Genomic DNA, 25,889 nt, shown 5'->3' with positions numbered 1-25,889 from the left:
GGAGTTGGGGCCTTGAATGCTGGGCGGAGGGCGGGCCGTGAGGGTCCGTCCGGGGGGAGGAGCGGGTCATGAGGGTGAGTGTGTTCGGGCTCGGCTACGTGGGCTGCGTGTCGGCCGCGTGCCTGGCCAGTCTGGGGCACGAGGTCATCGGGGTGGACGTGAACCCGGTGAAGGTCGACCTGGTCAACGGCGGCCGGGCGCCGGTGGTCGAGGAGGGGATCGGCGAGCTGGTCGCCGAGGTCGTCGGGTCCGGAGCGCTGCGCGCCACCACCGACGCCCGGGAGGCGATCGCGGGCAGCGACGTGTCGCTGGTCTGCGTGGGGACGCCGTCGGAGGCCAACGGCAGCCTGTGCACCACCTACCTGGAGCGGGTCACCGAGGAGATCGGCGCGGCGCTGGCCGAGCGGGGCGGGCGGCACACGGTGGTGTACCGCAGCACCATGCTGCCGGGCACCTGCCTGAACCTGCTGGTGCCGCTCCTGGAGAAGTACGTCGGCGGCACGGTCGGCGTGGACGTGGGGGTGGCGGTCAATCCGGAGTTCCTGCGCGAGGGCACGAGCGTGCGGGACTTCTTCGACCCGCCCAAGACGGTCGTCGGCGAGCTCGACGCGGGGAGCGGCGACGTCGTCGAGTCCCTGTACGACGGCCTGCCCGGCCCGGTGTTCCGGGTGCCGGTGCCGACGGCCGAGGCGATCAAGTACGCGGACAACGCCTTCCACGGCCTCAAGATCGGCTTCGCGAACGAGCTGGGCGCCGTGTGCCAGGCGCTCGGGGTGGACTCGCACCAGGTGATGGACGTGTTCCTGGCCGACCGGAAGCTGAACATCAGCCCCGCTTACCTGCGGCCCGGCTTCGCCTTCGGAGGCTCGTGCCTGCCCAAGGACCTGCGCAGCCTGGTGCACGCGGCGCGGCGGGCCGACGTGTCGGTGCCGATCCTGTCGCACGTGCTCGTCTCCAACGCCGACCACCTCCAGCGGGCGGTCGAGCTGGTCGAGCGGACCGGGAAGCGGCGGGTGGGCCTCTTCGGGCTCTCCTTCAAGCCCGGCACCGACGACCTGCGCGAGAGCCCGCTCGTCGAGCTGGCGGAGCGGCTCTTCGGCAAGGGGTACGACCTGCGGATCCACGACGCCAACGTGAACCTCTCCCGGCTGCTCGGCGCGAACCGCGAGTACATCGAGAACCGGTTGCCGCACCTGGCGCAACTGCTCGCCGACACCGTCGACGAGGTGCTCGACCACGCCGAGGTGTGCCTGGTCGGGACCAGGGACCCGGCGGTCCTCGCGGCGCTCCCCCACGGGGGCGGTCCGCTGATCATCGACCTCGTCCGCCTTCCCGACGCCGACGCGCGCCGGGCCGAACCCGGGTACGTGGGCCTTGCTTGGTGACGAGACCGGCCGCGGCGGGCATCGCCGGCGCGCGCTGATCCTGGTGGAGAACCTGTCGGTGCCGTTCGACCGGCGGGTGTGGCAGGAGTGCCTGACGCTCCGGGACGCGGGCTGGGAGGTGCACGTCGTCTGCCCCGCGGGCGGCACGCGGGACACGGAGCGCGAGGCGGAGATCGACGGGGTCCGGATCCACCGCTATCCGCTGCGCGCGGCGACCGGAGGACCGGCCGGCTATCTGCGGGAGTACGGCTCCGCGCTCTGGCACACGGTGCGGCTCGCCCGGAAGATCGGGCCGGTCGACGTCGTCCACGCCTGCAACCCGCCGGACCTGCTGTTCCTGCCGGCGCGGTGGCTGAAGCGGCGCGGGGCGCGGTTCGTCTTCGACCAGCACGACCTGGTGCCCGAGCTGTACCTGTCCCGGTTCGACCGCGGCGAGGACCTGCTGTACCGGGCGGTGTGCGCGCTGGAGCGGATGACCTACCGGGCTGCGGACGTGGTGCTGGCCACGAACGAGAGCTACCGGGACGTCGCGGTGCGCCGCGGCGGGCGGCGGGCCGAGGACGTGTTCGTGGTGCGCAGCGCGCCCGACACCGAGCGGTTCCGTCCCGTGCCGCCCGAGCCGGAGCTGAAGCGCGGCAAGCCCCATCTGCTGTGCTACCTGGGCGTGATGGGGCCGCAGGACGGTGTCGACTACGCGCTGCGGGCGCTGGCGAAGCTCCGTGACGAGCTGGGCCGCACCGACTGGCACGCGGTGTTCGTGGGCGGCGGGGACACCTTCGACGCGATGGTGGAGCTGTCACGGCGGCTGGGCCTCGCGGACCGGGTGGAGTTCACCGGGCGGGTCCCGGACGCCGACCTGGTGCGCTACCTGTCGACGGCCGACGTGTGCCTCTCCCCCGACCCGCGCAATCCGCTCAACGACGTGTCGACGATGAACAAGGTCCTGGAGTACATGGTGATGGGCCGGCCGATCGTCTCCTTCGACCTGCGGGAGGCGCGGGTCTCCGCCGGGGACGCGGCCCTGTACGCGCCGGCGAACGACGAGACCGAGTTCGCGCGGCTCGTCGCGCTGCTCCTCGACGACCCGGAGAAGCGGGCCCTGATGGGGAAGGCCGGCCAGGAGCGGATCGGCGGGCCGCTGGCCTGGCGGAACTCCCAGCGCGCGCTGCTCGCCGCGTACGACGCCGCCGTGTCGGGCGGCGCGCGGGGCCGGGCGGGGACGGGGCCGCGCCGTTGAGCGACGACACGATACGCCTGGTCAGCCTGGGGCGGATCCTCCGCCGGCGAGGGCGGCTCCTCGCCCTCCTCGCGCTGGCGGGCGCGCTCGTCGGGTACGGCACCTCGCTGCTGCTGCCGCCGCGCTACACGACCTCGGTGTCGGTGCTGCTCCCGGGGTCCTGGGAGGAGCGGGAGCTGCTGACGCAGGCGCAGATCGCCACCAGTTCGGTGGTGGTCGACCGGGTGGCCGCCTCGCTCGGCCGGAGCGGGGCGGACGGCACGGAGCTGCGCGAGCGGATCGCCGCGGAGGCGGCCGAGGGGAACATCATCAGGATCTCGGGCACGGCCGACAGCCCGGCCGGGGCGCAGCGGCTCTCCGACACGGCGGCCCGGGAGTTCGTCGCCTTCGCGAGCCGGGTGGTGGGCGGCGACGCCGACCCGGAGGCGGAGACGCGCCTGGAGGCGTTGCGGAGGTCGGTGGAGACGGCGAGCCGCCGGATCACGGAGCTGGCCGACGCGGCCGATCCCGGGCGGACGGTGGAGAGCGTGCAGGCCCGTACGGAGCTGGAGAAGCTGCGTACGGCGCTGCGCGACGCCATGACGAAGCTGGACGAGACGGACCCGGCGGCGGGCAGGTCGGGGAAGGTCTCGATGGTGGTGATGGGTCCTGCGGTCCGTCCCACGGGCGAGGCTCCGCCGACGCGGGCCCAACTCGTCGCCTCGGGAGCCGTGTTGTTCTTCGTCCTGGCGGTCGTCGGGCATCTCACGGCCGCGCGGATGAGCCGCCGGCCGCGGACCGAGGGGGAGATCGCGGCCGCGCTGGGCGCGGTGCCCGTCGGCTCCGTGGACGTGCCCGGCGGGCGTCCCGCGCTCCGTCCCGGGGCGCGCGGTCCTCGGGCCTGGCTCCGCCGACTGCTGGGGCTCGACGTCCGCTGGGACGTGCCGGTGCCACGGGCGTCCGGCGATTCCTCGGGGCGCCGGATCCGCTACCGGCGGGTGTGCGCCCGGCTCCGGGACCGGCTGCCGGCGGCCGGCCGGCTCCTCGTCGTCGTCCCGGACGGCGACGAGGTCGCCCGCAGGGCCGCCGGGGAGCTCGTCGCCGAGGCCGCGAGCGCCGCCTCGCCCGACGACGGCTTTCCGGCGTTGCGGGTCGTGGGGGTGACGGTGTCGCATCCGCTGCTGCCGGACCGGGACGGCGAGTCGGGCGTCGTGGTCGTGGTCAGCCCGGGGAGCTGGACCTCGGGCGAGCTCGCGGGCATCGCGGGGGCGTGTGCGGACGCCCGGCAGGAGGTGGTCGGCCTCGTCGTCGCGGGGGCGGTACGCGGCCGGCCGGCGGGAGGTGCCCGGTGACGGCGCGCACGGAGGAGGAGCCGGCGGCCGCTCCGCTGATCGACCTGCAGACGCTGCTGGCGGCGGTGCGCGGGCGGCGCCGGCTGTGGTCGTCGCTGGCGCTGTTCGGGCTGCTCGCGGGCGCGGTGCTCGCGTTCGCGCTCGTGCCGCCGCCGACGGCGACGACGAAGGTGCTCGTGGCGCACCAGGAGGACCAGCCGAACGATCCCGGGACGCTGATCCGTACCGACGTGGCGCTGCTGCGCACCACCCGGATCGCGGGTGAGGCGCTGCGGTCGCTGGACTCCGGTGAGCGGCCGGAGGACTTCATGGAGGAGTACGCCGGGCTGGGGCTCACCAACAACCTGCTGGAGATCACGGTCTCGGGTGACAGCGAGGCGGAGGCGGTGGCGCGCGCCGGGGCGCTCGCCGACGCGTTCGTCGCGGACCACGTGCGGCGGCTGAGGGAGACGGCGGACGCCGAGGCGAAGGCGCTGCTCGACCAGCGCGACCGCATGCGGGACGAACTGGCCCGGGTCAACGGGTCGATCGCCGAGGGGGCGCGGGAGACGGCGCCGAAGGCGTCGGCGGACATGGAGTCGCTCTTCGCGCGCCGGGCCGAACTCACCTCGCGGATCTCGGACTTCGACCAGCGGGCCGCGCAGGCCCGGGTCGGCACGCCGCGTCTCGTCGCCGGTACGCAGATCGTGGACGCCCCGCGCGCGGTGCGGCACTCGCTGCCGAAGTCGGTGGCCGCCGACGCGGCGATCGGGCTGGCCCTGGGGCTGGCACTGGGCCTCGCGGTGGCGGCGGTCGGCTCGGTGGTGGCGGACCGTCCGGTGCTGCGCCGGGAGATCGCCGCGCACCTCGGTGCCTCGGTCGTCGCGGAGCTGCCGCGCCGGTCGTGGCCGTGGCAGCGACGGCGGACCCGGGAGGCGCGGGAGCGGCTGACCCGGTCGCTGGCGCGGACGGTGCGCGGGGCCGCGGGGCCGGTGTCCCTCCTTGAGCTGGGCTGTGCGCGGGAGACGGCGGCGGTCGCCCTGGACCTCGCGCGGGCGCTGGGCGCGGACGGTCCGGTGGCGGTGATCGACGGGCTGCCGGGGCTGCCGCTGGCGGGCCGCCGCCCGGTCCCGGGGGATCCGGTGGTGGTCGACGGCGAGGGCGCGGTGGAGCTGTCGCACCAGGAGCGCCGGATCGGGGTCGGTTCGGTGGGGCCGGGTGCGGCGTGGGCGGACCTGCCGTATCTCGGGGCGCGGACGGTGCTGTTCGTGCGGGCCGGGTTCGGGAGCGTCGCCTGGCTGCACGCCGTGGCCCGGCACCTCGCCGACCAGCGCGTCCCGGTGGTGGGCGTGGTGCTGGTGGACCCCGATCCGCGCGACCGGACCGACGGCACCGTGTGGGACGGGGTGTCGTCCGTGCCGTCGCGCGGGGCGGGCGGGCGGCAGTTCCCGCGGAACGGCGGGGGTACCGCGCACGCCCCCGCGGCGGTCGGGGAGGGCCGGTGGCGGACGGAGCGGCTGCCGGTGCGGGCGGCGCGGGTTCCGGACAGCGACCAGGAGGCACGGTAGACATGTGTGGCATCGCGGGTACGTACCGGTGGCCGGACGGGAAGGCGGTGGCCGACCGGCTCACCGAGACCCTGGCGCACCGGGGCCCCGACGGGTCGGGGCGGTACAGCCGTCGGGTCGGGGACGGCGAGGTGCACCTGGGGCACCGCCGGCTGGCCGTGGTCGACCTGTCGGAGACGGGCGCCCAGCCGATGGAGTCGGACGGTCTGGTCCTCACCTACAACGGCGAGCTGTACAACGCGCCCGAGCTGCGGGCCGAGTTGGCGTCCGCCGGGGTGCGGTTCCGGGGCACGTCGGACACCGAGGTGCTCCTGGAGGCGTGGCGGCGGTGGGGCACGGACTGCCTGCCCCGGCTGCGCGGCATGTTCGCCTTCGGGATCTTCGACGAGCGGACCGGTGAACTGGTGCTCGCCCGGGACCAGTTGGGCATCAAGCCGCTGTTCCTGCTGCGGCGCGGCGAGGGGCTGGTGTTCGCGTCGGAGCTGAAGGCGCTCGCGGCCGTGAGCGGCGGGGCGCTGGAGGTGGACCACGGAGCCCTTGTGGCCTCGTTGTTGTACTACTGGGTGCCGGACTCGCGGTGCGCGTTCCGGGAGGCGGAGAAGCTGCCGCCGGGGACCTGGCTGCGGTGCCAGCCGGACGGGCGGGTGGAGCGCGGCCGGTTCTGGGACCTGCGCGAGGTCGCCGCCGAGGGGCGGGACCGGGCCCGCGCGGGCGAACTGCCCGACCTCGCGGCCGTCGTCGAGGAGTCGACCCGGCGCCATCTGCTCTCCGACGTGCCGGTGGCGACCTTCCTCTCCGGCGGTCTCGACTCCAGCTATCTGACGGCGCTCGCCGCCCGCGAGCGGCCGGGGATCTCCGCGTACACGATCGGCTTCCGCGCCGAGGACGCCCGGTTCGAGGCGATGCCGGACGACCTGCGGTACGCGCGGCAGGTCGCCGGGAGGTTCGGGGTCGAGCTGCACGAGATCGAGATCGCCCCGGACGTCCTGGACCTGCTGCCCCGGATGACGTACCACCTGGACGAGCCGATCGGGGATCCGGCGGCGATCAACACCTTCCTGATCTGCTCGGCGGCGCGGGAGGCCGGGGTCAAGGTGATGCTGTCGGGGATGGGCGCGGACGAGCTGTTCGCCGGCTACCGCAAGCACCTGGCCAATCTGATGGCGCTGCGCTACCAGCGGGTGCCCCGGCCGCTGCGGCGGGCCGTGTCCGGCGTGGTGGACCGGCTGCCGGTCGCGACCGCCCGGCGGGGGTACCGGTCGGTGCGGTTCGCGAAGCGGTTCCTGTCCTTCGCGGAGCTGCCGGAGGAGACGGCCTTCCGCCGCAGCTACACCCTGTACGACCGGGCCGAGCTCCTGGACCTGGTCGATCCGGACCTGGCGGGGACGGTCGACGACGTGCTGGCCGAGCACGCGGACGTCTACCGGGACAACGACCTCGACGACTTCGTCAACCGGATGTGCCTGGGCGACGCCCGGATGTTCCTGCCGGGACTGAACCTCGCCTACACGGACCGGTCGAGCATGGCCGCGTCGACCGAGGTGCGGGTGCCGTTCGTGGACGTCGAGGTGGTCAGGGCGGCGTTCGCCGTGCCCGGCTCGCGGAAGATCGTCGGACGGCGGGGCAAGGCCGTCCTGAAGGAGGCGGCGTCCTCGGTCCTGCCCCGGGAGGTCGTCCACCGTCCCAAGGGCCTGTTCAGCGCCCCGCTGCGGGCATGGATGAGCCGGGACCTCGCGCCGCTGGTGCGGGAGGTGGTGCACGACGGCGAGCTGGTCCGCTCCGGGCTGCTGCGGCGCGACGCCCTGCGGCGGCTGGTCGCGGAGGACGCGGCCGGGCACCACGACTACTCCAAGCACCTGTGGCACGTCCTGACCCTGGAGTACTGGTACCGCGGCGCGACCTCCGCGGCCGGCCAGGTCCCCTCCCTCACTCCGTGAGGAACAGCCACAGCCGAGAAAAGCAGAGCCAAGGCCGAGTAGAGCCGAGCAAAGCCATGAAGAGCCGAGCAGAGACAAGAGGACTTCGGTGAAGCAGGTAGTGCAGAACTACAAGAGCGGCGAGCTGGCGCTGCTCGACGTGCCGGTGCCCGGGTGCAAGCCGGGCGGGGTGCTCGTACGGACCGCCTATTCGCTGATATCCACCGGGACCGAGCTGATGAAGGTCTCCGAGGCCGGCATGTCGATGGTCGGCAAGGCCCGTTCGCGGCCCGACCAGGTCGCGAAGGTCGTCCAGAGCGTCGCCGTCAACGGGGTGCCCGCCACCTACCGCAAGGTGATGGGCAAGCTGGACTCGTACACGCCGCTGGGCTACTCGCTGTGCGGGGTGGTCGAGCAGGTCGGCGCCGGGATCGACGACGTGAAGGTCGGCGACCTGGTGGCCTGCGCGGGCAACGAGCACGCGCTGCACGCCGAAGTGAACTGGGTGCCGAAGAACCTCTACACCCCGGTGCCGGACGGTCTCGCGCCCCGCGACGCCGCCTTCGGGACCGTCGGGTCGATCGCGCTCCAGGGGCTGCGCCAGGGCGAGCCGCAGCTCGGCGAGGTGGCGCTGGTCATCGGCCTCGGGCTGATCGGCCAGCTCCTCGCGCAACTGCTGAGCGCGGCGGGCGTCCGGGTGGTCGGCGTCGACCCCGACCCGGAGCGGTGCGCGCTCGCCGAGCGGCTCGGCGCGGTGGCCTGCGGCGACCCGGACTCGGCGGCGGTGGCGCACGCGGTGGCCGAGCTGACCTCCGGACACGGCGTGGACCAGGTGTACCTGGCGGCGGGCGGGAGCAGCAACCAGCCGGTGGAGCTGGCCGCCCGGCTGAGCCGGGACCGGGGCCGGGTCGTCGACATCGGCAAGTGCCGCCTGGACCTGCCGTGGAACGCGTACTACGAGAAGGAGCTCGACGTCCGGTTCTCCCGGAGCTACGGCCCCGGGCGCTACGACCCGGAGTACGAGCTGGAGGGCCGCGACTATCCGATCGGCCACGTCCGCTGGACCGAGCGGCGCAACCTCGCCTGCTTCCTCGACCTGGCCGCCCGGGGCCGGGTCGACGTGGGGGCGCTGGTGTCCCACGTCGCCGGCTTCGACGACGCCGTGGAGACGTACGGACGGCTGAAGGACGGCCGGCTGAAGGCGGTGGCGGTGCTGTTCCGGTACCCGGACGGAACAGCGGCGGAGGCGGACGACGAGGCGCCGGCCGTGACCGTCCCGGCGGTGGCGCGTCCCACCGCGGCCGCCGCCCCGGCCCGGGTCGCCGGGCGGCCGGTGCGGCTCGCGTTCGTCGGCGCGGGGAACTACGCGTCCTCGATGCTGCTGCCGCACCTGACCGGCCGCGAGGGCGTCGAGCTGTCGGCGGTCGTCACCACGACCGCGCTGTCCGCGGCGAACGCGCGGCGCACGTTCGGCTTCCGCCGCGCCACGACCGATCTGGACGCCGTCCTCGGCGATCCGACCGTCGACGCGGTGTTCGTCGTCACCCGTCACAGCTCGCACGCCGACCTCACCCGGCGGGCGCTGCTCGCGGGCAAGGCGGTCTTCGTCGAGAAGCCGCTCGCGCTCACCGGGGACGAGCTGGCCGCGGTCCTCGCGGCCGTGGAGGAGTCCGGCAACGACCGGCTCCAGGTGGGCTTCAACCGCCGGTTCGCACCGCTGTTGCGGGAGGCCCAGGAGCGCTTCGGCGCCCGGACCGGCCCGGCGAGCCTGCGCTACCTGGTGAACGCGGGCCGGCTCGACCACGGCAGCTGGTACCTCCGGGCGGGCTCCGAGGGCTCGCGGTTCACCGGCGAGGGCGGCCACTTCGTCGACACGGCGAGCCGGCTGCTCGGCGCCGACCCGGTGTCGGTGTACGCGGTCTCCCCGCCCGGCACCGACGACCTCCAGGTGGTGCTCGGCTATCCCGACGGCTCCACCGCGACCCTGAGCTACGTCACGAGCGGCGCGCCCGGCTTCCCGAAGGAGACGCTGGACCTGGTCGCGGACGGCAGGGTGCTGCGGTTCGACGACTTCGTCCGCGCCTCCGTGTACGACGGCCGCAGGCGGTGGGTGAGTTCGCGGCTGCCGAAGGCGCGGGACAAGGGGCAGTCGGCCGAGCTGGCCGCGTTCGTCAAGGCCGTGCGGACCGGCGGGCCGATGCCGGTGCCGCTGGAGTCGCTGGTGGCCACCACGGCGGCGACCCTCGCCGTCCCCGCGTCCCTCGCCGCCGGCGTACCGGTGACCCTGGCGGCGGCCCGATGACCAGGAGCACGGGGACCGAGACCACGGGGACCCAGGGCAAGGGGACCCAGGGCAAGGGCACGGGAGGCGCGCGGGCCATGAGCGCGGGCTGGTACCTGCGGCGGCTGTCCCGGATGGGGCCGCGGGAGGTCGGCGGTCGGGTCGGCGACGCGGTGCGCAGGCGGCGGTGGCGGTCGGCGCGCCCGGAGGGCCCGGCCGTGACCGGCGCCCGGTTCACCGCCGTGCTGCCCGCCGGTGCCCTGGCGGCGGTGGCGCCTGAGGCGGCGAAGCGGCTGCTCGCCGAGGCGGACCGGCTGATGGCCGGGCAGGCCGTGTACTTCGGGGTGGCGCGCGACGACCTGGTCGACCCGGACTGGTGGTACGACCCGAAGACCGGGCGCCGGGCCCCGTGGGGGTACGCCTTCGACGTGCCGTACCGGGACGAGGAGGCGGTCGGGGACGTCAAGCAGATCTGGGAGCTGTCCCGGCACCAGTACCTCACCGTGCTCGCCGCCGCCTACGCGCTCTCCGGAGACGAGCGGTACGCGGAGCGGGTGGACGCGCACCTGCGGTCCTGGTGGGCGGCGAACGCGCCGCTGCGCGGGGTGCACTGGACCAGCGGCATCGAGCTGGGGATCCGGCTGCTGTCCTGGGTGTGGGTCCGCCGGCTCCTGGACGGCTGGCCGGGCGCGCCCGGCCTGTTCGAGGAGAACCCGGTGGCGCTCCGGCAGATCTGGCACCACCAGCGCTGGCTGGCGGCCTTCCCCAGCCGGGGCTCGTCGGCGAACAACCACGTCGTCGCCGAGGCGGCCGGGCAGCTGGCGGCGGCCTGCGCGTTCGGCTGGTTCCCCGCCTCGGCGCGGTGGCGGGCCGACGCGCTGCGCTCCCTGGAGCGGCAGCTGCGCGCCAACACCTTCCCGTCCGGGCTCAACCGGGAGCTGGCCACCGAGTACCACGGCCTGGTCCTCGAACTGGGCCTGGCGGCGGTGGCCGAGGCCGACACGGCCGGCGTGCCGGTCCCGAGGACGGTCCGGCTGGTGCTGCTGCGGATGACCGACGCGCTCGCGGCCGTCGTCGACGACCGGCTGCGGCCGCCGCGCCAGGGCGACGCGGACGACGGGTACGGCCTGGTCGTCGACGGACCGGACACCGACCGCTGGGGCTCGCTGCTCGCCACCGGGGACGCCGTCTTCGGCAGGCTCCCCTGGTGGCCCGAGGTGCCCGGCACGGACGTGCGCACCCCGCTGCTCGCCGCGCTCGTCCGGCCGTACGGGAAGGGCGGCGGCGCGCCGGCCGTGTCCCGTCCGCCGGTGCGGCCGGCGCACTTCGCCGACGCGGGCCTGACCGTGCTGCGGGGGCCCGGCGGGATCTGGTGCCGCTGCGACGGCGGTCCGCACGGCTTCCTGTCGATCGCCGCGCACGCCCACGCGGACGCGCTGTCGGTGGAGGTGCGGCACGACGGCGTCGACGTGCTCGCGGACCCGGGGACGTACTGCTACCACGGGCAGCCGGAGTGGCGGAGCTACTTCCGCTCCACCCTCGCCCACAACACGCTCCAGTGGGACGGCGCCGACCAGTCCGTCTCCGGCGGCCCGTTCCTGTGGACCCGGCACGCCCGCACCCGCGTCCTGGTCGCGGACGTCCCGGACTCCTCCGGAGGGAAGCCGGCCCGCTGGTGCGCCGAGCACGACGGGTACGAGGGCGTGGCGCACCGACGGACGGTGGAACTCGCCTACACGACAGGGGAGTTACGGATCCTCGACGAGGTCCATGGTGGGCGCGGGCGGGTGCGTCTCGCCTTCCATCTGGGTCCGTCGGTCGGCGCGGAGCTGGTGGGGAACCGGGCGGTGCTCACCTGGTCCTCGCGGGAGGGGGAGGACCGCTCGGCGGTGCTCGACCTGCCCGGGGAGCTGTCGTGGCGGGCGCACCGCGGGGAGAGCCGTCCGCCGCTGGGCTGGTACTCCGCGGGGTTCGGCCGCAAGGAGCCGGCCACCGCGCTGATCGGCACCGGCTCCGCCGACGGCGCGGCGGGGTTCGCCACCGTGCTCAGGTTCCACGGCCGGGGGGCGCGCGGTGAGTGAGGAGCGGCACCGGGCGGTGCCGGGGACACCGCGGGTGCCCGTGGTCCGGGCGGCGCGGGGCGGGGGCGGGGATGGCCGCTGACCGCGTGCCGAAGGCCGTCGCGGCGGCGTGGGTGCTGCTCGCCCTCAACACGCTCGGCTCCGCCGGGGCGAAGACCGTCGTCGCGATCCCCCGTTCCCTCATCCAGATGGTGACCATGGGCGCGCTGGTGGTCGCCTTCGCGCTGGCGCTCGCCGTCAACCGGCCGCTGCGGGTGCGGCCCAGCGCCTTCGTCTTCCTGCTCACCCTGCTGCTGGTGCCGAGCGTGATCGCCGGACTGCACCTGGAGGTCGGGTTCGGCGCGCTGTTCCGGTGCGCCCGGCTGGCGCTGTTCGTCGCCACGCTGTGGCTCCTGACCCGCTGGTGGAACGGCGGGCTCGGCTTCGTGCGCGTGCACATCCGGATGTACTTCGCGGTGCTCTGCCTGGTGGCCGTCGGTCTGGCCGTCGCGCCCGGCACGGCGATGCCCGAGTACTACGGCGGGCGGCTCGTGGGGGCGCTGTGGCCGCTGACGCCGCCGCAGATCGGGCAGTACGCGGCGGTGGTCGTCGGGCTCACCGTGCTGCTCCTGCTCGGCCGCCGGACGACCGCCGCCGGCGCCGCCGTGGTGGTCGTGCCGGCGCTGGTCCTGCTCGCGATGACCCACACCCGGACGGCGACGCTCGGGCTGCTCATCGGCCTGGTGCTCGCGGTCGGCTCGCTGTTCCTGACCAGCGCGGCGGCCCGCCGGGTCTTCGCCTGGGCGGTGCTGTGCGCCACGGTGGCCGCGGTGGTGTTCGGCTCCGCGCTGCGGGCGTGGTTCCTGCGCGGGCAGAGCCAGGAGAACTTCGCCAACCTCACCGGCCGGGCGAAGGTCTGGGACGCGCTGCTCGCGGCGCCCCGGACGGCCGGGGAGCGGGTCCTCGGCGTGGGCCTGGGCGACAAGTCCTTCGACGGGCTGCCGATCGACAACAGCTGGCTGGCGGTCTACCACGAGCAGGGGCTGCTCGGGGTGACGCTGGTGGCGGCGCTGCTCCTCGTGCTCGGCGGGGTGGCGCTGCTGCGGCCGCCGTCGCTGCCGAGGGCGTGCGCGATCTTCCTGATCGGTTACTGCGCGCTCTCCTCGTACACCGAGGTCGGCCTCGGTGACGCCTCGGCGTATCTGCTGCATCTGGCCCTGGCCGCCTCGCTGTTGGTGGCGCCGGCGCCCGCCCCCGCCCCCGTGGCGGCCGAGCCGCCCGTCCGACCCGTCCCGCTGTGGGCGAGGAGGTGAGCTGAGCATGCGTGTCCTCGTGGTGCACAACCGCTACTCCTCGGCGCAGCCGAGCGGCGAGAACAGGGTCGTCGACGAGGAGGTGACGCTGCTGCGTGCGGCCGGCCACCGGGTCGGGCTGTTCGAGCGGCGCAGCGACTCGATCGGTTCCCGGTCCCTGCTCGGGAAGGCGGCGGTGCCGCTCCTGGTGCCGTGGAATCCGGCGGTGCGTACGGAGCTGGCGGCGCGGCTGCGCGCCGAGCGGCCGGACGTGGTGCACGTCCACAACGTGTTCCCGCTGCTGTCGCCCTCGGTCCTCGCCGCCTGCGCCGACGCCGGCGTGCCGGTGGTCGCCACGCTGCACAACTACACGCAGGTGTGCCCGCCGGGCACCCTGCACCGGGCCGGACGGGCGTGCGGCGAGTGCGTGGGGCCGAAGGTCCCGCTGGCCGCCGTCCGGCACGGCTGCTACCGGGACTCGCGCCTGGCGACGGTGCCGCTCGCGGTCGGTCTGGCGGTCAACCGGCGCCGCTGGTGGTCCGGTGTGGAGCGCTTCCTGTGCATCTCGGCGGCGCAGCGCGAGCTGCTGGTGCGGTCCGGCATGCCGGCCGGCCGCCTGGTGGTGAAGCACAACTTCGTGCCGGACCCGGGCGCGGTCCGCACGGGTCCCGGCCGGCATCTGCTCTTCCTCGGCCGGCTCACGGAGGCCAAGGGGGTACGGCTCCTGATGGCCGCGTGGGAGGAGGTGGCGGCGGGCGGCGGGGTGGGCGTGCCGCTGGTGATCGCCGGGGCGGGGCCGCTGGACCGGGAGGTGGCGGCCTGGGCGGAGGGCCGGGAGGACGTGCGGTTCGCCGGCCTGTACGACCCGGCGCGGGTCCGGGAGGCGGTGGCCGGGGCGGTGGCGGTGGTGGCGCCGTCGGAGGCCCGGGAGACCTTCGGTCTGGTGGTGGCGGAGGCGATGGCGGCCGGGGTGCCGGTGGTGGCCGCCGGCCACGGCGGGTTCTCCGAGCTCGTCGAGGACGGGGTGACCGGGCTGCTGCACCGCCCGGGCGACGCCGTCTCGCTGGCGACCCTGATGCGCCGGATCGCCGCCGACCCGGGGCGCAACGAGGAGATGGGCCGGGCGGCCCGGCACCGCTACGACCGGTTCTTCAGTCCGGCGGTCGGCCTGGAGCGCCTGGTGGAGGAGTACCGCGCCGCGATCGCGGGGCGGACGGAATCGATGGGGGGCAGTTGATGACACGATGCCGACTCTGCGGCTCGGCGGCGCTGGTGAGCGTCGTCGACCTGGGGGCGACCCCGCCGTGCGAGAGTTTTCTCGCGGCGGACCGGCTGGACCTGCCGGAGCCCGCGTACCCGCTGCACCTGCGGCTGTGCGCCGAGTGCCGGCTCGCGCAGCTCCCGCCGCTGATCACGCCGGAGGAGACGTTCACGGAGTACGCGTACTTCTCCTCGTACTCGACGTCCTGGGTGGAGCACGCGCGGACGTTCGTGGCGGGCGCGGTGGAGCGGCTGGGGCTCGGCCCGGACGCGTTCGTCGTCGAGGTGGCGAGCAACGACGGGTACCTGCTGAAGCACGTGGTGGAGCGGGGGATCCGCTGCCTCGGCATCGAGCCGTCGGTGAACGTGGGCGCGGCGGCGCGGGAGGCGGGCGTGCCGACGCTCACGGAGTTCCTGTCGCCGGGGACCGGTGCGGCGGTGCGCGCCGAGCACGGCCCGGCGGACCTGGTCGTGGCGAACAACGTGTACGCGCACATCCCGGACGTCGTCGGTTTCACCGAGGGGCTGCGGGCGCTGGTCGCCGACGACGGCTGGGTGTCGATCGAGGTGCAGCACCTGCTGACCCTGATCGAGGAGAACCAGTACGACACGATCTACCACGAGCACTTCCAGTACTACACGGTGGAGTCGGCGGCGCGGGCGCTCGCGAGCGGCGGGCTGACGCTGGTGGACGTCGAGCTGCTGCCGACGCACGGCGGCTCGATCCGGCTGTGGGCGCGCCCGTCGGAGGCGGCCGGCGAGCCCGGCCGCCGGGTGGCGGAGGTCCTGGACCGGGAGAAGGCCGCCGGGCTCCACGAGCTGTCCGGGTACGCCCGGTTCTCCGAGCGGGTGGCGAAGGTGCGCAGGGACCTGCTGCGGTTCCTGATCGAGGCGGCCGAGCGGGGCGAGACGGTCGTCGGCTACGGCGCGCCGGGCAAGGGCAACACCCTGCTGAACCACTGCGGCATCCGGCCCGACCTGCTCGCGTACACGGTCGACCGCAACCCCTACAAGCACGGCAGGTTCACCCCGGGCACCCGGATCCCGGTGCTGCCGCCCGAGCGGATCGCCGCCGACCGGCCGGACTACGTGCTCGTCCTCCCGTGGAACCTGCGGGACGAGCTGGTCGAGCAGCTGTCCTACGTGCACGAGTGGGGCGGCCGGCTGGTCTTCCCCATCCCGGAACTGAGCATCGTCGAGGTGACGCGATGAAGGTCGTCCTGTTCTGCGGCGGTTACGGGCTGCGCATGCGCGCCGGGGCCTTCGACGACGTGCCCAAGCCGATGGCGATGGTCGGGCCCCGGCCGCTGATCTGGCACGTGATGCGCTACTACGCGTACTACGGGCACACCGAGTTCATCCTGTGCCTCGGCTACGGCGCCCACCACATCAAGGAGTTCTTCCTCAGCTACGAGGAGACGACCTCCAACGACTTCGTGCTGCGGGGCGGGCGGACCGAGCTGCTCACCACCGACATCGCCGACTGGACGATCACCTTCGCGCAGACGGGCATCGAGTCGCCGATCGGCGAGCGGCTGCGCCGGGTCCGCCACCACCTGGACGGCGACGAGATGTTCCTCGCCAACTACGCGGACGTGCTCACCGACGCCCCGCTGCCGGAGATGATCGACCGCTTCGCGCGGCGGGACGCCGGCGCGTCGATGATGGTGGTGCCGCCGCAGTCCTCCTTCCACTGCGTGGACCTGGGCGAGGACGGCCTGGTCGGGGGCATCACCCCGGTGAGCGAGCTGCCGCTGTGGGAGAACGGCGGCTACTTCGTCCTCCGCCAGGAGGTCTTCGACCACATACCGGAGGGCGGGGACCTGGTCGCCGACGGCTGCGCGGGACTGGCCAAGGAGGGCCGGCTCGTCGCCCACCGGCACCGCGGTTTCTGGAAGCCGACGGACACCGTGAAGGAGCGGGCCGCGCTCGACGAGGCCTATGCCCGGGGCGAGCGGCCGTGGGCCGTGTGGGAGCGGGACCGGGTCGGAGCGCGGGCGTGATCCGGCTGGGGGCCGGGCGGCCCGTGGAGCGGGTCGTCGCGGTCGGCGCGCACTGCGACGACCTCGCGATCGGCGCCGGCGGCACGCTGCTGACGGTCTGCCGCGCCCGGCCGGGCGTCCGCGTCGACGCGCTGGTGCTGACCGGCGGGGGCGGCGAGCGGGAGCGGGAGGAGCGGGCCGCGCTCGCCGCCTTCTGCCCGGACGCCGACCTGCGGCTGACGGTGCTGAAGCTGCCGGACGGCCGGCTGCCCGCGTACTGGGACGAGGCCAAGGCGGCGGTGGAGGAGCTGCGGGCGGGGTCGGAGCCGGACGTCGTCCTCGCCCCGCGCACCGCCGACGCGCACCAGGACCACCGGGGCCTGGCCCGGCTGATGCCCACCGCGTTCCGCGACCATCTCGTGCTCGGCTACGAGATCGTCAAGTGGGACGCCGATCTCGGCCGTCCGACGGCCTACCAGCCGCTGACGGCGGAGGTCGCCGAGGAGAAGGTACGGCTGCTGCAGGAGCACTACCCCTCGCAGCGGCACCGGCCCTGGTACGACCGGGAGGCCTTCCTGGGCCTGGCCCGGATCCGCGGCATCGAATGTCACGCGCGCTACGCCGAGGCCTTCGACGTCACCAAACTCACTCTCGATCTGGGGGAATGAATCGTGCGCGTACTGCTGACCGGACACCAGGGGTACCTGGGCACCGTGATGGCCCCGGTCCTGGCCGCCGCCGGGCACGAGGTCGTCGGCCTGGACGCCGGGCTCTTCGCCGACTGCGTCCTCGGACCGGCGCCCTCGGACCCGGCCGGGCACCGGGTGGACCTGCGCGACGTCACGGCCGAGCACGTGGCCGGGGTGGACGCGGTGATCCACCTGGCCGCGCTCTCCAACGACCCGCTGGGCTCGCTGGCGCCCGAACTCACCTACGCCATCAACCACCGGGCGTCGGTGCGGCTCGCCCGGCTGGCCCGCGACGCCGGGGTGCGGCGCTTCCTGTACGCGTCGACGTGCTCGGTGTACGGCGCCGCCGGCGGCGACGAGCTGGTCGGCGAGGACGCCCCGCTGCGCCCGGTGACGCCGTACGCGGAGTCCAAGGTGCGCGTCGAGGACGATCTGCACGCGCTCGCGGACGGCGACTTCAGCCCCGTGTACCTGCGCAACGCCACGGCCTTCGGCTTCTCGCCCCGGCTGCGCGCCGACATCGTCCTGAACAACCTGGTGGGACACGCGCTGCTGTCCGGCGAGGTCCTGGTGCTCTCCGACGGCACGCCGTGGCGTCCGCTGGTGCACGCCGCCGACATCGCCCACGCCTTCACGGCGGCGCTGACGGCTCCTCGGGAGGCCGTGCACGACCGGGCGTTCAACATCGGCAGCGAGGTCAACAACGTCACGGTCGCCGAGATCGCCGAGCAGGTCGCCGAGGCGGTGGAGGGGTCGAAGGTGGTGATCACCGGGGAGACCGGCGCCGACCCGCGCTCGTACCGGGTGGACTTCTCCCGCTTCCGGGCGGCGGTCCCCGGCTTCGACTGCGCGTGGACGGTGAAGCGCGGCGCGCTGGAGCTCGCCGACGCCTACCGCGAACACGGTCTGGGCCGCGAGGACTTCGAGCGGCGCTTCACCCGCCTCGCGGTGCTGCGCGCCGCCGCCGGGGCCGGGGCCGTCGACGACACCCTGCGGCGGCGCCGGTGACGACGCCGGGCGAGGAGATGCACGCCCTGGTGGAGCGGCTGTACCCGCTGTGCCGGAGCATCACCGGCGACGGGGTGCGGGCCACCCTGGACGTCGTCGGCGAGTACCTGCCGCTCGACGTGCACGAGGTGCCGACCGGGACGCGGGTGCTCGACTGGACGGTGCCGCAGGAGTGGAACATCCGGGACGCGTACGTCGCCGACGCCACCGGCCGGCGGGTCGTCGACTTCGCCGCGTCCAGCCTCCACGTGCTCGGCTACAGCGTGCCGGTCGCGGCCACGATGCCGCTGTCCGAGCTCCGCGGCCATCTGCACACGCTGCCGGACCAGCCCGACCTGATCCCGTACCGCACCAGCTACTACGCGCCGGAGTGGGGGTTCTGTCTGACCCAGAACACCCTCGACGCGTTGCCGGACGGCCCGTACGAGGTGCGGATCGACTCCACGCTCGCCGACGGGCACCTCACCTACGCCGAGCACGTCGTCCCCGGGCAGGTCGCCGACGAGGTGATCGTCTCCAGCCACGTCTGCCACCCGGCGCTCGCCAACGACAACCTCGCCGGGATCGCCGTCGCGGTCTTCCTCGCCCGGGCGCTCGCGGAGGGGACGCCGTACCACACGTACCGGTTCGTCTTCGCGCCCGGCACCATCGGCGCCATCACCTGGCTGGCCCGCAACGCGGAGCGGATCGAGCGGGTCAGGCACGGGCTCGTGCTGGCCTGCGCGGGCGACCGGGGCCGGCTCACGTACAAGCGGAGCAGGCGCGGCGACGCGGGGATCGACCGGGTCCTGCGGCACGTGCTCGAAACCTCCGGACGACCGCACGAGATCGTCGAGTTCACTCCGTACGGCTACGACGAGCGGCAGTACTGCTCCCCCGGCTTCGACCTCGGGGTCGGCTCGCTCAGCCGGACGCCGTACGGCGGCTATCCCGAGTACCACACGTCGGCGGACGACCCGGACTTCGTCTCCCCGGAGGCCATGGAGGACACCCTCGCGGTCTGCCGCGAGGCGTTCTCGGTGCTCGACCGCGACCGGCGGTACGTCAACCTCAGCCCGTACGGCGAACCGCAGCTCGGCCGGCGCGGACTGTACGACTCGCTCGGCGGGCGCAGCGACGCGAAGCAGGCGCAGCTCGCGATGTTGTGGGTGCTCAGCCTCTCCGACGGCGACCACGGGCTCCTTGACGTCGCCGAGCGGTCCGGGCTGCCGTTCGACGCCGTCGCCGCCGCGGCCGAGGCGCTGCGCGACGCCGGGCTGATCAAGGCGTGAGGCCGGTGACCACCGGGGAGGAGAAGGAGGCGGCCCCGGCGGGGGGTTCCGGCCGGCGCGCGCTCGCGGGCCGGCTGTCCTGGGGCCTCGCCGACCAGGCGGCCTCCAGCATGACCAACTTCGCGGTGGGCATCTACGTGGCCCGCTCCCTGGGCCTCGCCGCCTTCGGCGTGTTCAGCCTGGCGTGGGTGACGTACGGCGTGGTGCTCAACGTCTCCCGGGGCGTCGCCACCGATCCGCTGGTGGTGCGCTTCAGCGCGGTGCCGGCGGCGTCCTGGCGGGCCGCGGTGGCCCGCTCGTCGGGCGCCGCGCTCGCCGTGGGCGTCGCCGTCGGCACAGTCTGCCTCGCGGCCGGAGTCGCCCTGGGCGGCGGCGTCGGCGCGGCGTTCGCGTGCCTGGGTATCGTGCTGCCCGCGCTGCTGCTCCAGGACGCCTGGCGGTTCGCGTTCTTCGCCGCCGGAGACGGCCGCAAGGCCTTCGTCAACGACGTGGTGTGGGGCGTCGCACTCGTCCCCGCCCTGGTGGTGGCGGCCCGGGTGGGCGGGGTGGCCGCCTTCCTGCTGGCCTGGGGCGGGTCCGCCGCCGTGGCCGCGGCGTACGGCTGTCTCCAGTCCGGCATCCGGCCGCGGCCGGGCGCGGCGCGCGGCTGGCTGCGCGAGCAGAGCGACCTCGGCGGCCGGTACCTCGTCGAGAACGTCAGCCTCAGCGGCGCGGGCCAGCTGCGGGCGTACGGGCTCGGCGCGCTCGCCGGGGTCGGCGCGGTGGGCGCGGTCCGGGGAGCCGAGCTGCTCCTCGGGCCGTTCCTCGCCGTGCTCATGGGCCTGTCGCTCGTCACCGTCGCGGAGGCCGCGCGGGTCCTGAAGCGGGCGCCGCACCGGCTCGGCACGTTCTGCCTGCTGCTCGGCGGCGGGCAGGCGGCCGCCGCGCTGCTGTGGGGCGCGGCGCTCCTCCTGGTGCCGGACCGGGCGGGCGCCCTGGTGCTCGGCGACGTCTGGCACTCCGCCGCGCTCCTCGTCGTCCCCGCCACCCTCGGCGTCGCGGGCGCCGGTCTCGGCACCGGCGCCGCGGCCGGGCTCCGCGCGCTCGGCGCGGCCCGGCGCAGCCTGCGCGCCCAGCTCTTCGCCTCCGCCTGCTACGCCGCCGGCGGCCTCGGCGGCGCGGCGGCGGGCGGCGCCGTCGGCTCGGCCTGGGGCGTCGCCGCGGCGACCCTGGGCAGCTCGGCCGTGTGGTGGCTCCAGCTGCGGTCCGCCCTGCGTGAGCACGACCAGAAACCGATCCGTGAAGTGAGGACCTCATGACCGCCGTCCCCCGGCTGAGCATCGGCCTGCCCGTCCACAACGGCGAGGAGTACCTCGCCGAATCCTTCGACGCCCTCCTCGGCCAGACGTACGGGGACTTCGAGCTGGTCGTCTCCGACAACGCGTCGACCGACGGGACCGAGGAGATCTGCCGCGACTACGCCGCGCGCGACCCGCGCGTCCGCTACCTGCGGCTGGCCCGCAACATCGGGGCGGCGCCGAACCACAACCACGTCTTCACCCAGTGCCGCGGCGAACTGTTCAAGTGGGCCTCGCACGACGACCTGTACGCCAGGGACCTGCTGCGGCGCTGCGTGGAGGCCCTCGACGAGCGGCCCGAGGTGATCCTCGCCCACGCCGACCAGGCCGTCATCGACGGCGACGGCCAGGTGAAGGTCCCGTACGCGTACGGTCTGGCCACCGCCTCCCCGCACGCCCCCGAGCGGTTCCGCAGCATGCTGTTCGAGCCCGGCGGCGACGACTTCTACGGCGTGATGCGGGCCGACGTGCTGCGCCGGGTGCGGCCGCACGACAGCTACCACCACGCGGACCGCACCTTCGTCGCCGAGATCGGCCTCAACGGCCCCTTCCACCAGGTGCCGGAGCTGCTGTACTTCCGCCGCGACCACCCCACCCGCGCCGAGCGGGCGAACCCCTCGAAGCGGTCCCGCTGCGTCAACCTGGACCCGCGCCGGGCGGGCCCGCTGCACCCGACGCCGCGGCTGCTCGCCGAGTACGTGTGGGGGTTCGTCGCGGCGATCCGGCGGGCGCCGCTCTCCTCCGCCGACCGGCGCGCCTGCTACCGGCACCTGGCGGAGTGGGCGGCGAGCCGGGCCCGGCCGGGCGCCGGCGAGCGGGTCGAGGACCGCGCCCCCGTCGACCCGGCGCACCTGACCGTCTCCGTCGACGCGTTGGTCGCCGGCCGCGAGGGAAGGCGGCGGTGACCCCCGTACGCGTCGGCGTGTTCGGTCTCCTCGGCTCCGGCAACCTCGGCAACGACGGCTCCCTCGAAGCCGTCCTGCGGTATCTGCGCGCCGAACACCCGGCGGCGGTCGTCGACGCGCTGTGCGGCGGCCCCGAGGCCGTCACGGCCCGCTTCGGGATCCCGGCGACCCGGCTGCACTGGTACCGGGGCGAGTACCGGACCGCGTCGCGGGCGGGCGCGGTCGCCGGGAAGGCGCTCGGCAAGCTCGTCGACGCGGTCCGCACCGCCGCCTGGGTGCGCCGGCACGATCTGGTGATCGTGCCGGGCATGGGCGTCCTGGAGGCCACGCTGCCGCTGCGGCCCTGGGGCTTCCCGTACTCCCTGTTCCTGCTGTGCGCGAGCGGCCGGCTGCTGCGCACCCCGGTCGCGCTGGTCGGTGTGGGCGCGGACGCGATCGCCGAGCGGCCGACCCGCGCCCTGGTCCGCTGGTCGGCGCGGCTCGCCGCGTACCGCTCCTACCGGGACGGGCCGTCCCGGGACGCGATGCGGGCGATGGGCGTGGACACCACGGGCGACGCGGTCCACCCCGACCTCGCGTTCGCCCTGCCGGCGCCGCCGCCGGGCGCCCCGCCGGGCCCGGTGTGCGTCGGCGTCATGGACTTCCACGGCGGCAACGACGACCGGGCCAGGGCCGGGGAGATCCACCGCCGCTACGTCGCGGAGACGACCCGCTTCGTCCGTGCCCTGGCGGCGGAGGGCCGCCGGGTGCGGCTGCTCACCGGCGACGCCGCCGACGCGACGGTGGTCGCCGCGATCCTCGACGCGGTCGACTCGCCGCTGGTCACCGCCGCAGGCGCGGACTCGCTCGCGGAGCTGATGGCGGAGACGGCGGCGGCCGAGGCGGTGGTCGCGACCCGCTACCACAACCTGGTGTGCGCGCTGCGGACCGGAACGCCGACGCTCGCGCTCAGCTACGCCGCGAAGAGCGACGCCCTGATGGAGGACATGGGCCTCGGGGCGTACCGCCATCCGGCGCGCGAGGTCGACGCCGACCGGCTGCTCGACCGGTTCCGCGCACTGGAGAAGCACGCGGCCGAGGTGCGCCGGACGCTCGCCGAGCGGAACGGCGCCGCCGCCCGCCGGCTCGACGCCCACTTCGCCGCGCTGTCCTCGTCCCTGTTCCCCGACCGTCCCGTCCCCACCTCCCGAGAGGCACGATGAAAGCGACCCACGTCCCGGAGATCGCCGGCGCCCGTCTCTTCGAGCCGACACCGCACACCGACGAACGCGGCTCCTTCTGCCGCACCTTCGACGCCGAGGTCGTCCGCTCGGCGGGGATCGACCCGGACGCCTTCGTCCAGGACAGCCTGTCCCGTTCGGTCCGGGGCGTGGTGCGCGGGATGCACCTGCGTGCGGGCGCCGGAGAGGCGAAGCTGGTGCGGTGCTCGTACGGCCGGATCTTCGACGTCGTCGTCGACCTGCGGCCGGACTCGCCGACGTACCTCGGCCGGATCTGCGTCGAGCTGTCCGGCGAGACGCAGGCGACCCTGTACGTCCCCGCCGGGTGCGCGCACGGCTTCCAGGCGCTGACCGGGCCCGCCGACGTCTCGTACCGGATCGACCGCCCGCACGACCCCGCCGAGGACGTCACGATCGCCTTCGACGACCCGGAGCTCGGCATCCCCTGGCCGCTGCCCGTCACGTCGGTGTCCCGGCGCGACCGCGAGGCCCCGGGCCTCGCCGACGTCCTGAAGCGGCTGGGGGGTTGAGGCGGGAGATGGACACCGAAGCGCGGGACACCGAGGAGTTCGCGCTGCCCCGGTCGCGGGCGGCGAACGAGCGCCTGCACGCCCTGATCCCGGGCGGCGCGCACACCTACGCCAAGGGCGACGACCAGTACCCGGAGCACCTGGCCCCGGTCATCAGCCACGGCCGCGGCGCCCACGTCTGGGACGTCGACGGGAACCGGTACGTCGAGTACGGCTCGGGCCTGCGGTCGGTCAGCCTCGGCCACGCCCACCCGCGCGTGGTCGAGGCGGTGCGGCGGGAGCTGGAGCGGGGCGGGAACTTCGTCCGGCCGTCCGTCGTGGAGATCGAGGCGGCGGAACGCTTCCTGGCCACCGTGCCGACGGCGGACATGGTGAAGTTCGCGAAGAACGGCTCCGACGCCACGACGGCCGCGGTCCGCCTCGCCCGTGCCGCCACCGGTCGCGCGCGGGTGGCCGTCTGCGCCGACCACCCCTTCTTCTCGGTCGACGACTGGTTCATCGGCACCACGCCCATGGCGGCGGGCATCCCCGCCACCACCACCGACCTCACCATGCGCTTCCCCTACGGCGACCTGCCCGCCACGGAGGAGCTGCTCGGCCGGTACGAGGGCGAGATCGCCTGTCTGATCCTGGAACCCGCCACCCAGACCGAACCGCCGCCCGGCTACCTCGCCGGTCTGCGCGCCCTGGCCGACCGGCACGGGTGCGTGCTGGTCTTCGACGAGATGATCACCGGTTTCCGCTGGTCGGAGGCGGGCGCGCAGGGCCTGTACGGCGTCGTCCCCGACCTCTCCACCTTCGGCAAGGCGCTCGGCAACGGCTTCGCGGTCTCCGCGCTCGCCGGCCGCCGGGAGCTGATGGAGCGGGGCGGTCTGCGCCACTCCGGCGAGCGGGTCTTCCTGCTGTCCACGACGCACGGCGCGGAGACGCACGCGCTGGCCGCCGCGATGGCCGTGCAGCGCGTCTACACAGAGGAGGGCGTCACGGCCCGGCTGCACGCCCTGGGCGAGCGGCTCGCCACCGGGGTCCGCGAGGCCGCGGCTGCCATGGGCGTCGCCGACCACGTCGTCGTACGGGGCCGGGCCAGCAATCTGGTCTTCGCCACGCTCGACGCGGACGGCCGGCCGTCCCAGGAGTACCGGACCCTGTTCCTGCACCGGCTCCTGGCGGGCGGTGTGCTGGCCCCGTCCTTCGTGGTGAGCAGCGCCCTCGACGACGCCGACGTCGAGCACACCGTCGACGTGGTGGCGCAGGCGTGCGCCGTGTACCGGAAGGCGCTGGACGCGGGCGGCCCGGCGCCGTGGCTGACGGGCCGGCCGGTGAAGCCGGTCTTCCGCCGCTTGGCGTGACGACACGTCACTTTCTCTGCGGGGCCCGGGAGTCGGCGAGGTGGTCGATCGACAGGGCGACCGCCGGGACGACCGCGAAGGCGGTGCACCAGCCGCCGAGGACGTCAGTCGGGTAGTGCGCGTCCAGCACGATCTGGGCCCAGCCCATGACGGCGCCGCCGGTCACCCCGGCGGCGAGGACGAGCGACAGGCCGGCCGTCCGGCCGAGGCCGAGCCTGCCGCTCACCACCAGCGCCACGGCCAGCGCGAACGCGGTGAGGAAGGCGGTGTGCCCGCTCGGGAAGGCGAGGTAGCCGCCGTGGATGGTCCGGCCGACGACGGGCTTGAGCAGGGTGGTCGCGGCCACGGACATCCCGGCCCCGCCCACGAGGAGCACGGCCGCGCGGGGCCGCCGCGCCACCAGGCAGCCGAGCACGCCGACGGCGACGAGCCCCGCCGCCCCGGCGGGCTCGCCCAGGAAGTCCGCGGCCTCGGCGAGCTCCCGCCACGACGCCCCCGTGTCCCCCAGCAGGCCCCGGACCCGGACGTCGACCCTGCCGGGCCCGCCGGCGCCCCCGTACCGGGCCCCGAGCACGGCCACCGCCAGGGCCGCGAGCCCCGCGACCGCCCCCAGCCACCCGCGTAACGGCCCGGGCAGCACCGCCCGCCCCGGCCCCGCGTCCGCCCGTCCCATCGCGCTCCCCTCCCACGGCCCCGGCCCCCGTCCCGGCCACCCTAGCCACCGTGCGGCCCGGCGGTCGCCGGTTCTCCGCGCGACAGACGGCGCACGGGAGGTTACGGTCGATAAGCCGTATAGCGACCGGAGACGACCATGTACCTGGCCTATGACTATCCGCTGCTCAGCGTGTTCTGGAGCATGCTCTGGTTCTTTCTGTGGATCCTGTGGTTCATCCTGCTCTTCCGGATCATCATGGACATCTTCCGCGACGACGACATGAGCGGCTGGGGCAAGGCGGGCTGGATGGCCTTCGTCATCCTGCTGCCGTTCCTCGGCGTGCTGGTGTACGTGATCGCCCGCGGCAAGAACATGGGCCGCCGCGAGATCGCCCAGGCGCGGTCCCAGCAGCAGGAGTTCGACGCGTACATCCGCAAGACGGCCTCGGGCGGCGAGCGGCGCAGCAGCGTCGACGAGCTGGCCCGGCTCTCCGAACTGCGGTCGCGCGGCGACATCACGGACGAGGAGTTCGCCCGGGCGAAGGCCCTCGTCCTCACCGACGACCCGCCGGCGGGCGCGAAGGCCGCCTAGGGACGTCGTCGGGCGGGGCGGGATCCGGTGTGGCGGATCCCGC

General features: G+C 74.8%; 21 protein-coding genes. 20 read left to right on the top strand and 1 reads right to left on the bottom strand.

The window, feature by feature from the left end; all coding sequences use genetic code 11:
* Nucleotides 1-68 precede the first annotated feature (68 nt).
* From ABZ621_RS01740 to ABZ621_RS01650, 19 genes are all read left to right on the top strand, one after another.
* Nucleotides 69-1,385, top strand: coding sequence for a nucleotide sugar dehydrogenase (locus ABZ621_RS01740; protein ID WP_360599578.1), 1,317 nt, complete (start codon nucleotides 69-71; stop codon nucleotides 1,383-1,385).
* Nucleotides 1,375-2,622, top strand: a complete 1,248-nt coding sequence (locus ABZ621_RS01735) for a glycosyltransferase family 4 protein (RefSeq protein ID WP_360599576.1) — start codon at nucleotides 1,375-1,377, stop codon at nucleotides 2,620-2,622. The genes ABZ621_RS01740 and ABZ621_RS01735 overlap by 11 nt, the downstream gene beginning before the upstream one ends.
* Entirely contained in the window at nucleotides 2,619-3,953 is a 1,335-nt protein-coding gene (locus ABZ621_RS01730; protein WP_360599574.1) for a Wzz/FepE/Etk N-terminal domain-containing protein, read from the top strand. Before ABZ621_RS01735 ends, ABZ621_RS01730 begins: the two co-directional genes overlap by 4 nt.
* A complete protein-coding gene (locus ABZ621_RS01725) occupies nucleotides 3,950-5,500 on the top strand; it encodes a Wzz/FepE/Etk N-terminal domain-containing protein (RefSeq protein ID WP_360599572.1) in 1,551 nt (516 codons plus the stop codon). Before ABZ621_RS01730 ends, ABZ621_RS01725 begins: the two co-directional genes overlap by 4 nt.
* A gap of 2 nt (nucleotides 5,501-5,502) precedes the next feature.
* A complete protein-coding gene (gene asnB / locus ABZ621_RS01720; RefSeq protein WP_360599570.1) occupies nucleotides 5,503-7,437 on the top strand; it encodes an asparagine synthase (glutamine-hydrolyzing) in 1,935 nt (644 codons plus the stop codon).
* 88 nt (nucleotides 7,438-7,525) lie between these two features.
* Nucleotides 7,526-9,718 (top strand): bi-domain-containing oxidoreductase, encoded by a 2,193-nt coding sequence (locus tag ABZ621_RS01715; RefSeq protein WP_360599568.1) that lies wholly within the window; start codon nucleotides 7,526-7,528, stop codon nucleotides 9,716-9,718.
* Nucleotides 9,719-9,795: 77 nt separating this feature from the next.
* Nucleotides 9,796-11,778, top strand: a complete 1,983-nt coding sequence (locus ABZ621_RS01710) for an alginate lyase family protein (RefSeq protein WP_360599903.1) — start codon at nucleotides 9,796-9,798, stop codon at nucleotides 11,776-11,778.
* A 71-nt stretch (nucleotides 11,779-11,849) separates the two neighbouring features.
* Complete coding sequence (locus tag ABZ621_RS01705; protein WP_360599566.1) at nucleotides 11,850-13,070, top strand: O-antigen ligase domain-containing protein; 1,221 nt, start codon at nucleotides 11,850-11,852, stop codon at nucleotides 13,068-13,070.
* Nucleotides 13,071-13,077: 7 nt separating this feature from the next.
* Nucleotides 13,078-14,286 carry a glycosyltransferase gene (locus ABZ621_RS01700; RefSeq protein ID WP_360599564.1) on the top strand — a complete coding sequence of 403 codons (1,209 nt, stop codon included), beginning with the start codon at nucleotides 13,078-13,080 and terminating at the stop codon, nucleotides 14,284-14,286.
* Complete coding sequence (locus ABZ621_RS01695; RefSeq protein WP_360599562.1) at nucleotides 14,286-15,521, top strand: class I SAM-dependent methyltransferase; 1,236 nt, start codon at nucleotides 14,286-14,288, stop codon at nucleotides 15,519-15,521. Before ABZ621_RS01700 ends, ABZ621_RS01695 begins: the two co-directional genes overlap by 1 nt.
* Nucleotides 15,518-16,312, top strand: a complete 795-nt coding sequence (locus ABZ621_RS01690; protein ID WP_360599560.1) for a glucose-1-phosphate cytidylyltransferase — start codon at nucleotides 15,518-15,520, stop codon at nucleotides 16,310-16,312. The genes ABZ621_RS01695 and ABZ621_RS01690 overlap by 4 nt, the downstream gene beginning before the upstream one ends.
* Complete coding sequence (locus ABZ621_RS01685; RefSeq protein ID WP_360599558.1) at nucleotides 16,309-16,959, top strand: PIG-L family deacetylase; 651 nt, start codon at nucleotides 16,309-16,311, stop codon at nucleotides 16,957-16,959. The genes ABZ621_RS01690 and ABZ621_RS01685 overlap by 4 nt, the downstream gene beginning before the upstream one ends.
* A 3-nt stretch (nucleotides 16,960-16,962) precedes the next feature.
* On the top strand, nucleotides 16,963-17,988 hold the full coding sequence (locus tag ABZ621_RS01680) for an NAD-dependent epimerase/dehydratase family protein (protein ID WP_360599556.1): 1,026 nt from the start codon (nucleotides 16,963-16,965) through the stop codon (nucleotides 17,986-17,988).
* A 17-nt stretch (nucleotides 17,989-18,005) separates the two neighbouring features.
* Nucleotides 18,006-19,259 carry a DUF4910 domain-containing protein gene (locus ABZ621_RS01675; RefSeq protein WP_360599901.1) on the top strand — a complete coding sequence of 418 codons (1,254 nt, stop codon included), beginning with the start codon at nucleotides 18,006-18,008 and terminating at the stop codon, nucleotides 19,257-19,259.
* 5 nt (nucleotides 19,260-19,264) lie between these two features.
* Nucleotides 19,265-20,557 (top strand): hypothetical protein, encoded by a 1,293-nt coding sequence (locus tag ABZ621_RS01670; protein ID WP_360599554.1) that lies wholly within the window; start codon nucleotides 19,265-19,267, stop codon nucleotides 20,555-20,557.
* Nucleotides 20,554-21,501, top strand: a complete 948-nt coding sequence (locus ABZ621_RS01665; RefSeq protein ID WP_360599552.1) for a glycosyltransferase family 2 protein — start codon at nucleotides 20,554-20,556, stop codon at nucleotides 21,499-21,501. Before ABZ621_RS01670 ends, ABZ621_RS01665 begins: the two co-directional genes overlap by 4 nt.
* Nucleotides 21,498-22,703, top strand: coding sequence for a polysaccharide pyruvyl transferase family protein (locus ABZ621_RS01660; RefSeq protein WP_360599550.1), 1,206 nt, complete (start codon nucleotides 21,498-21,500; stop codon nucleotides 22,701-22,703). Before ABZ621_RS01665 ends, ABZ621_RS01660 begins: the two co-directional genes overlap by 4 nt.
* Nucleotides 22,700-23,251 (top strand): dTDP-4-dehydrorhamnose 3,5-epimerase, encoded by a 552-nt coding sequence (gene rfbC / locus ABZ621_RS01655; RefSeq protein WP_360599548.1) that lies wholly within the window; start codon nucleotides 22,700-22,702, stop codon nucleotides 23,249-23,251. Before ABZ621_RS01660 ends, rfbC begins: the two co-directional genes overlap by 4 nt.
* An 8-nt stretch (nucleotides 23,252-23,259) precedes the next feature.
* The gene (locus tag ABZ621_RS01650) at nucleotides 23,260-24,600 is read left to right on the top strand and encodes a glutamate-1-semialdehyde 2,1-aminomutase (protein WP_360599546.1); all 1,341 of its coding nucleotides are present in this window, start codon (nucleotides 23,260-23,262) and stop codon (nucleotides 24,598-24,600) included.
* A gap of 7 nt (nucleotides 24,601-24,607) precedes the next feature.
* Here ABZ621_RS01650 and ABZ621_RS01645 read toward each other — a convergent pair whose 3' ends face one another.
* Nucleotides 24,608-25,273 carry a phosphatase PAP2 family protein gene (locus ABZ621_RS01645; RefSeq protein ID WP_360599544.1) on the bottom strand — a complete coding sequence of 222 codons (666 nt, stop codon included), beginning with the start codon at nucleotides 25,271-25,273 and terminating at the stop codon, nucleotides 24,608-24,610.
* Nucleotides 25,274-25,411: 138 nt separating this feature from the next.
* Between ABZ621_RS01645 and ABZ621_RS01640 the strand changes: the two genes are divergently transcribed.
* A complete protein-coding gene (locus ABZ621_RS01640; protein WP_360599542.1) occupies nucleotides 25,412-25,846 on the top strand; it encodes an SHOCT domain-containing protein in 435 nt (144 codons plus the stop codon).
* The last annotated feature ends 43 nt before the right edge of the window (nucleotides 25,847-25,889 follow it).

Source organism: Streptomyces sp. NPDC007863 (assembly GCF_040633895.1).
In the GTDB taxonomy this organism is placed as follows: domain Bacteria; phylum Actinomycetota; class Actinomycetes; order Streptomycetales; family Streptomycetaceae; genus Streptomyces.
The sequence above is the reverse complement of the archived record's forward strand: the minus strand, read 5'-3'. Positions and strand labels throughout refer to the sequence as shown.

Excerpts from the sequence above, each read along its gene's own strand:
- asnB (WP_360599570.1), top strand. The coding sequence starts at position 5,503 with ATGTGTGGCATCGCGGGTACGTACCGGTGGCCGGACGGGAAGGCGGTG.
- ABZ621_RS01695 (WP_360599562.1), top strand. The coding sequence starts at position 14,286 with ATGACACGATGCCGACTCTGCGGCTCGGCGGCGCTGGTGAGCGTCGTC.
- ABZ621_RS01740 (WP_360599578.1), top strand. The coding sequence starts at position 69 with ATGAGGGTGAGTGTGTTCGGGCTCGGCTACGTGGGCTGCGTGTCGGCC.
- ABZ621_RS01710 (WP_360599903.1), top strand. The coding sequence starts at position 9,796 with ATGAGCGCGGGCTGGTACCTGCGGCGGCTGTCCCGGATGGGGCCGCGG.
- ABZ621_RS01705 (WP_360599566.1), top strand. The coding sequence starts at position 11,850 with ATGGCCGCTGACCGCGTGCCGAAGGCCGTCGCGGCGGCGTGGGTGCTG.
- ABZ621_RS01665 (WP_360599552.1), top strand. The coding sequence starts at position 20,554 with ATGACCGCCGTCCCCCGGCTGAGCATCGGCCTGCCCGTCCACAACGGC.
- rfbC (WP_360599548.1), top strand. The coding sequence starts at position 22,700 with ATGAAAGCGACCCACGTCCCGGAGATCGCCGGCGCCCGTCTCTTCGAG.
- ABZ621_RS01675 (WP_360599901.1), top strand. The coding sequence starts at position 18,006 with ATGCACGCCCTGGTGGAGCGGCTGTACCCGCTGTGCCGGAGCATCACC.
- ABZ621_RS01645 (WP_360599544.1), bottom strand. The coding sequence starts at position 25,273 with ATGGGACGGGCGGACGCGGGGCCGGGGCGGGCGGTGCTGCCCGGGCCG.
- ABZ621_RS01640 (WP_360599542.1), top strand. The coding sequence starts at position 25,412 with ATGTACCTGGCCTATGACTATCCGCTGCTCAGCGTGTTCTGGAGCATG.
- ABZ621_RS01700 (WP_360599564.1), top strand. The coding sequence starts at position 13,078 with ATGCGTGTCCTCGTGGTGCACAACCGCTACTCCTCGGCGCAGCCGAGC.
- ABZ621_RS01650 (WP_360599546.1), top strand. The coding sequence starts at position 23,260 with ATGGACACCGAAGCGCGGGACACCGAGGAGTTCGCGCTGCCCCGGTCG.
- ABZ621_RS01690 (WP_360599560.1), top strand. The coding sequence starts at position 15,518 with ATGAAGGTCGTCCTGTTCTGCGGCGGTTACGGGCTGCGCATGCGCGCC.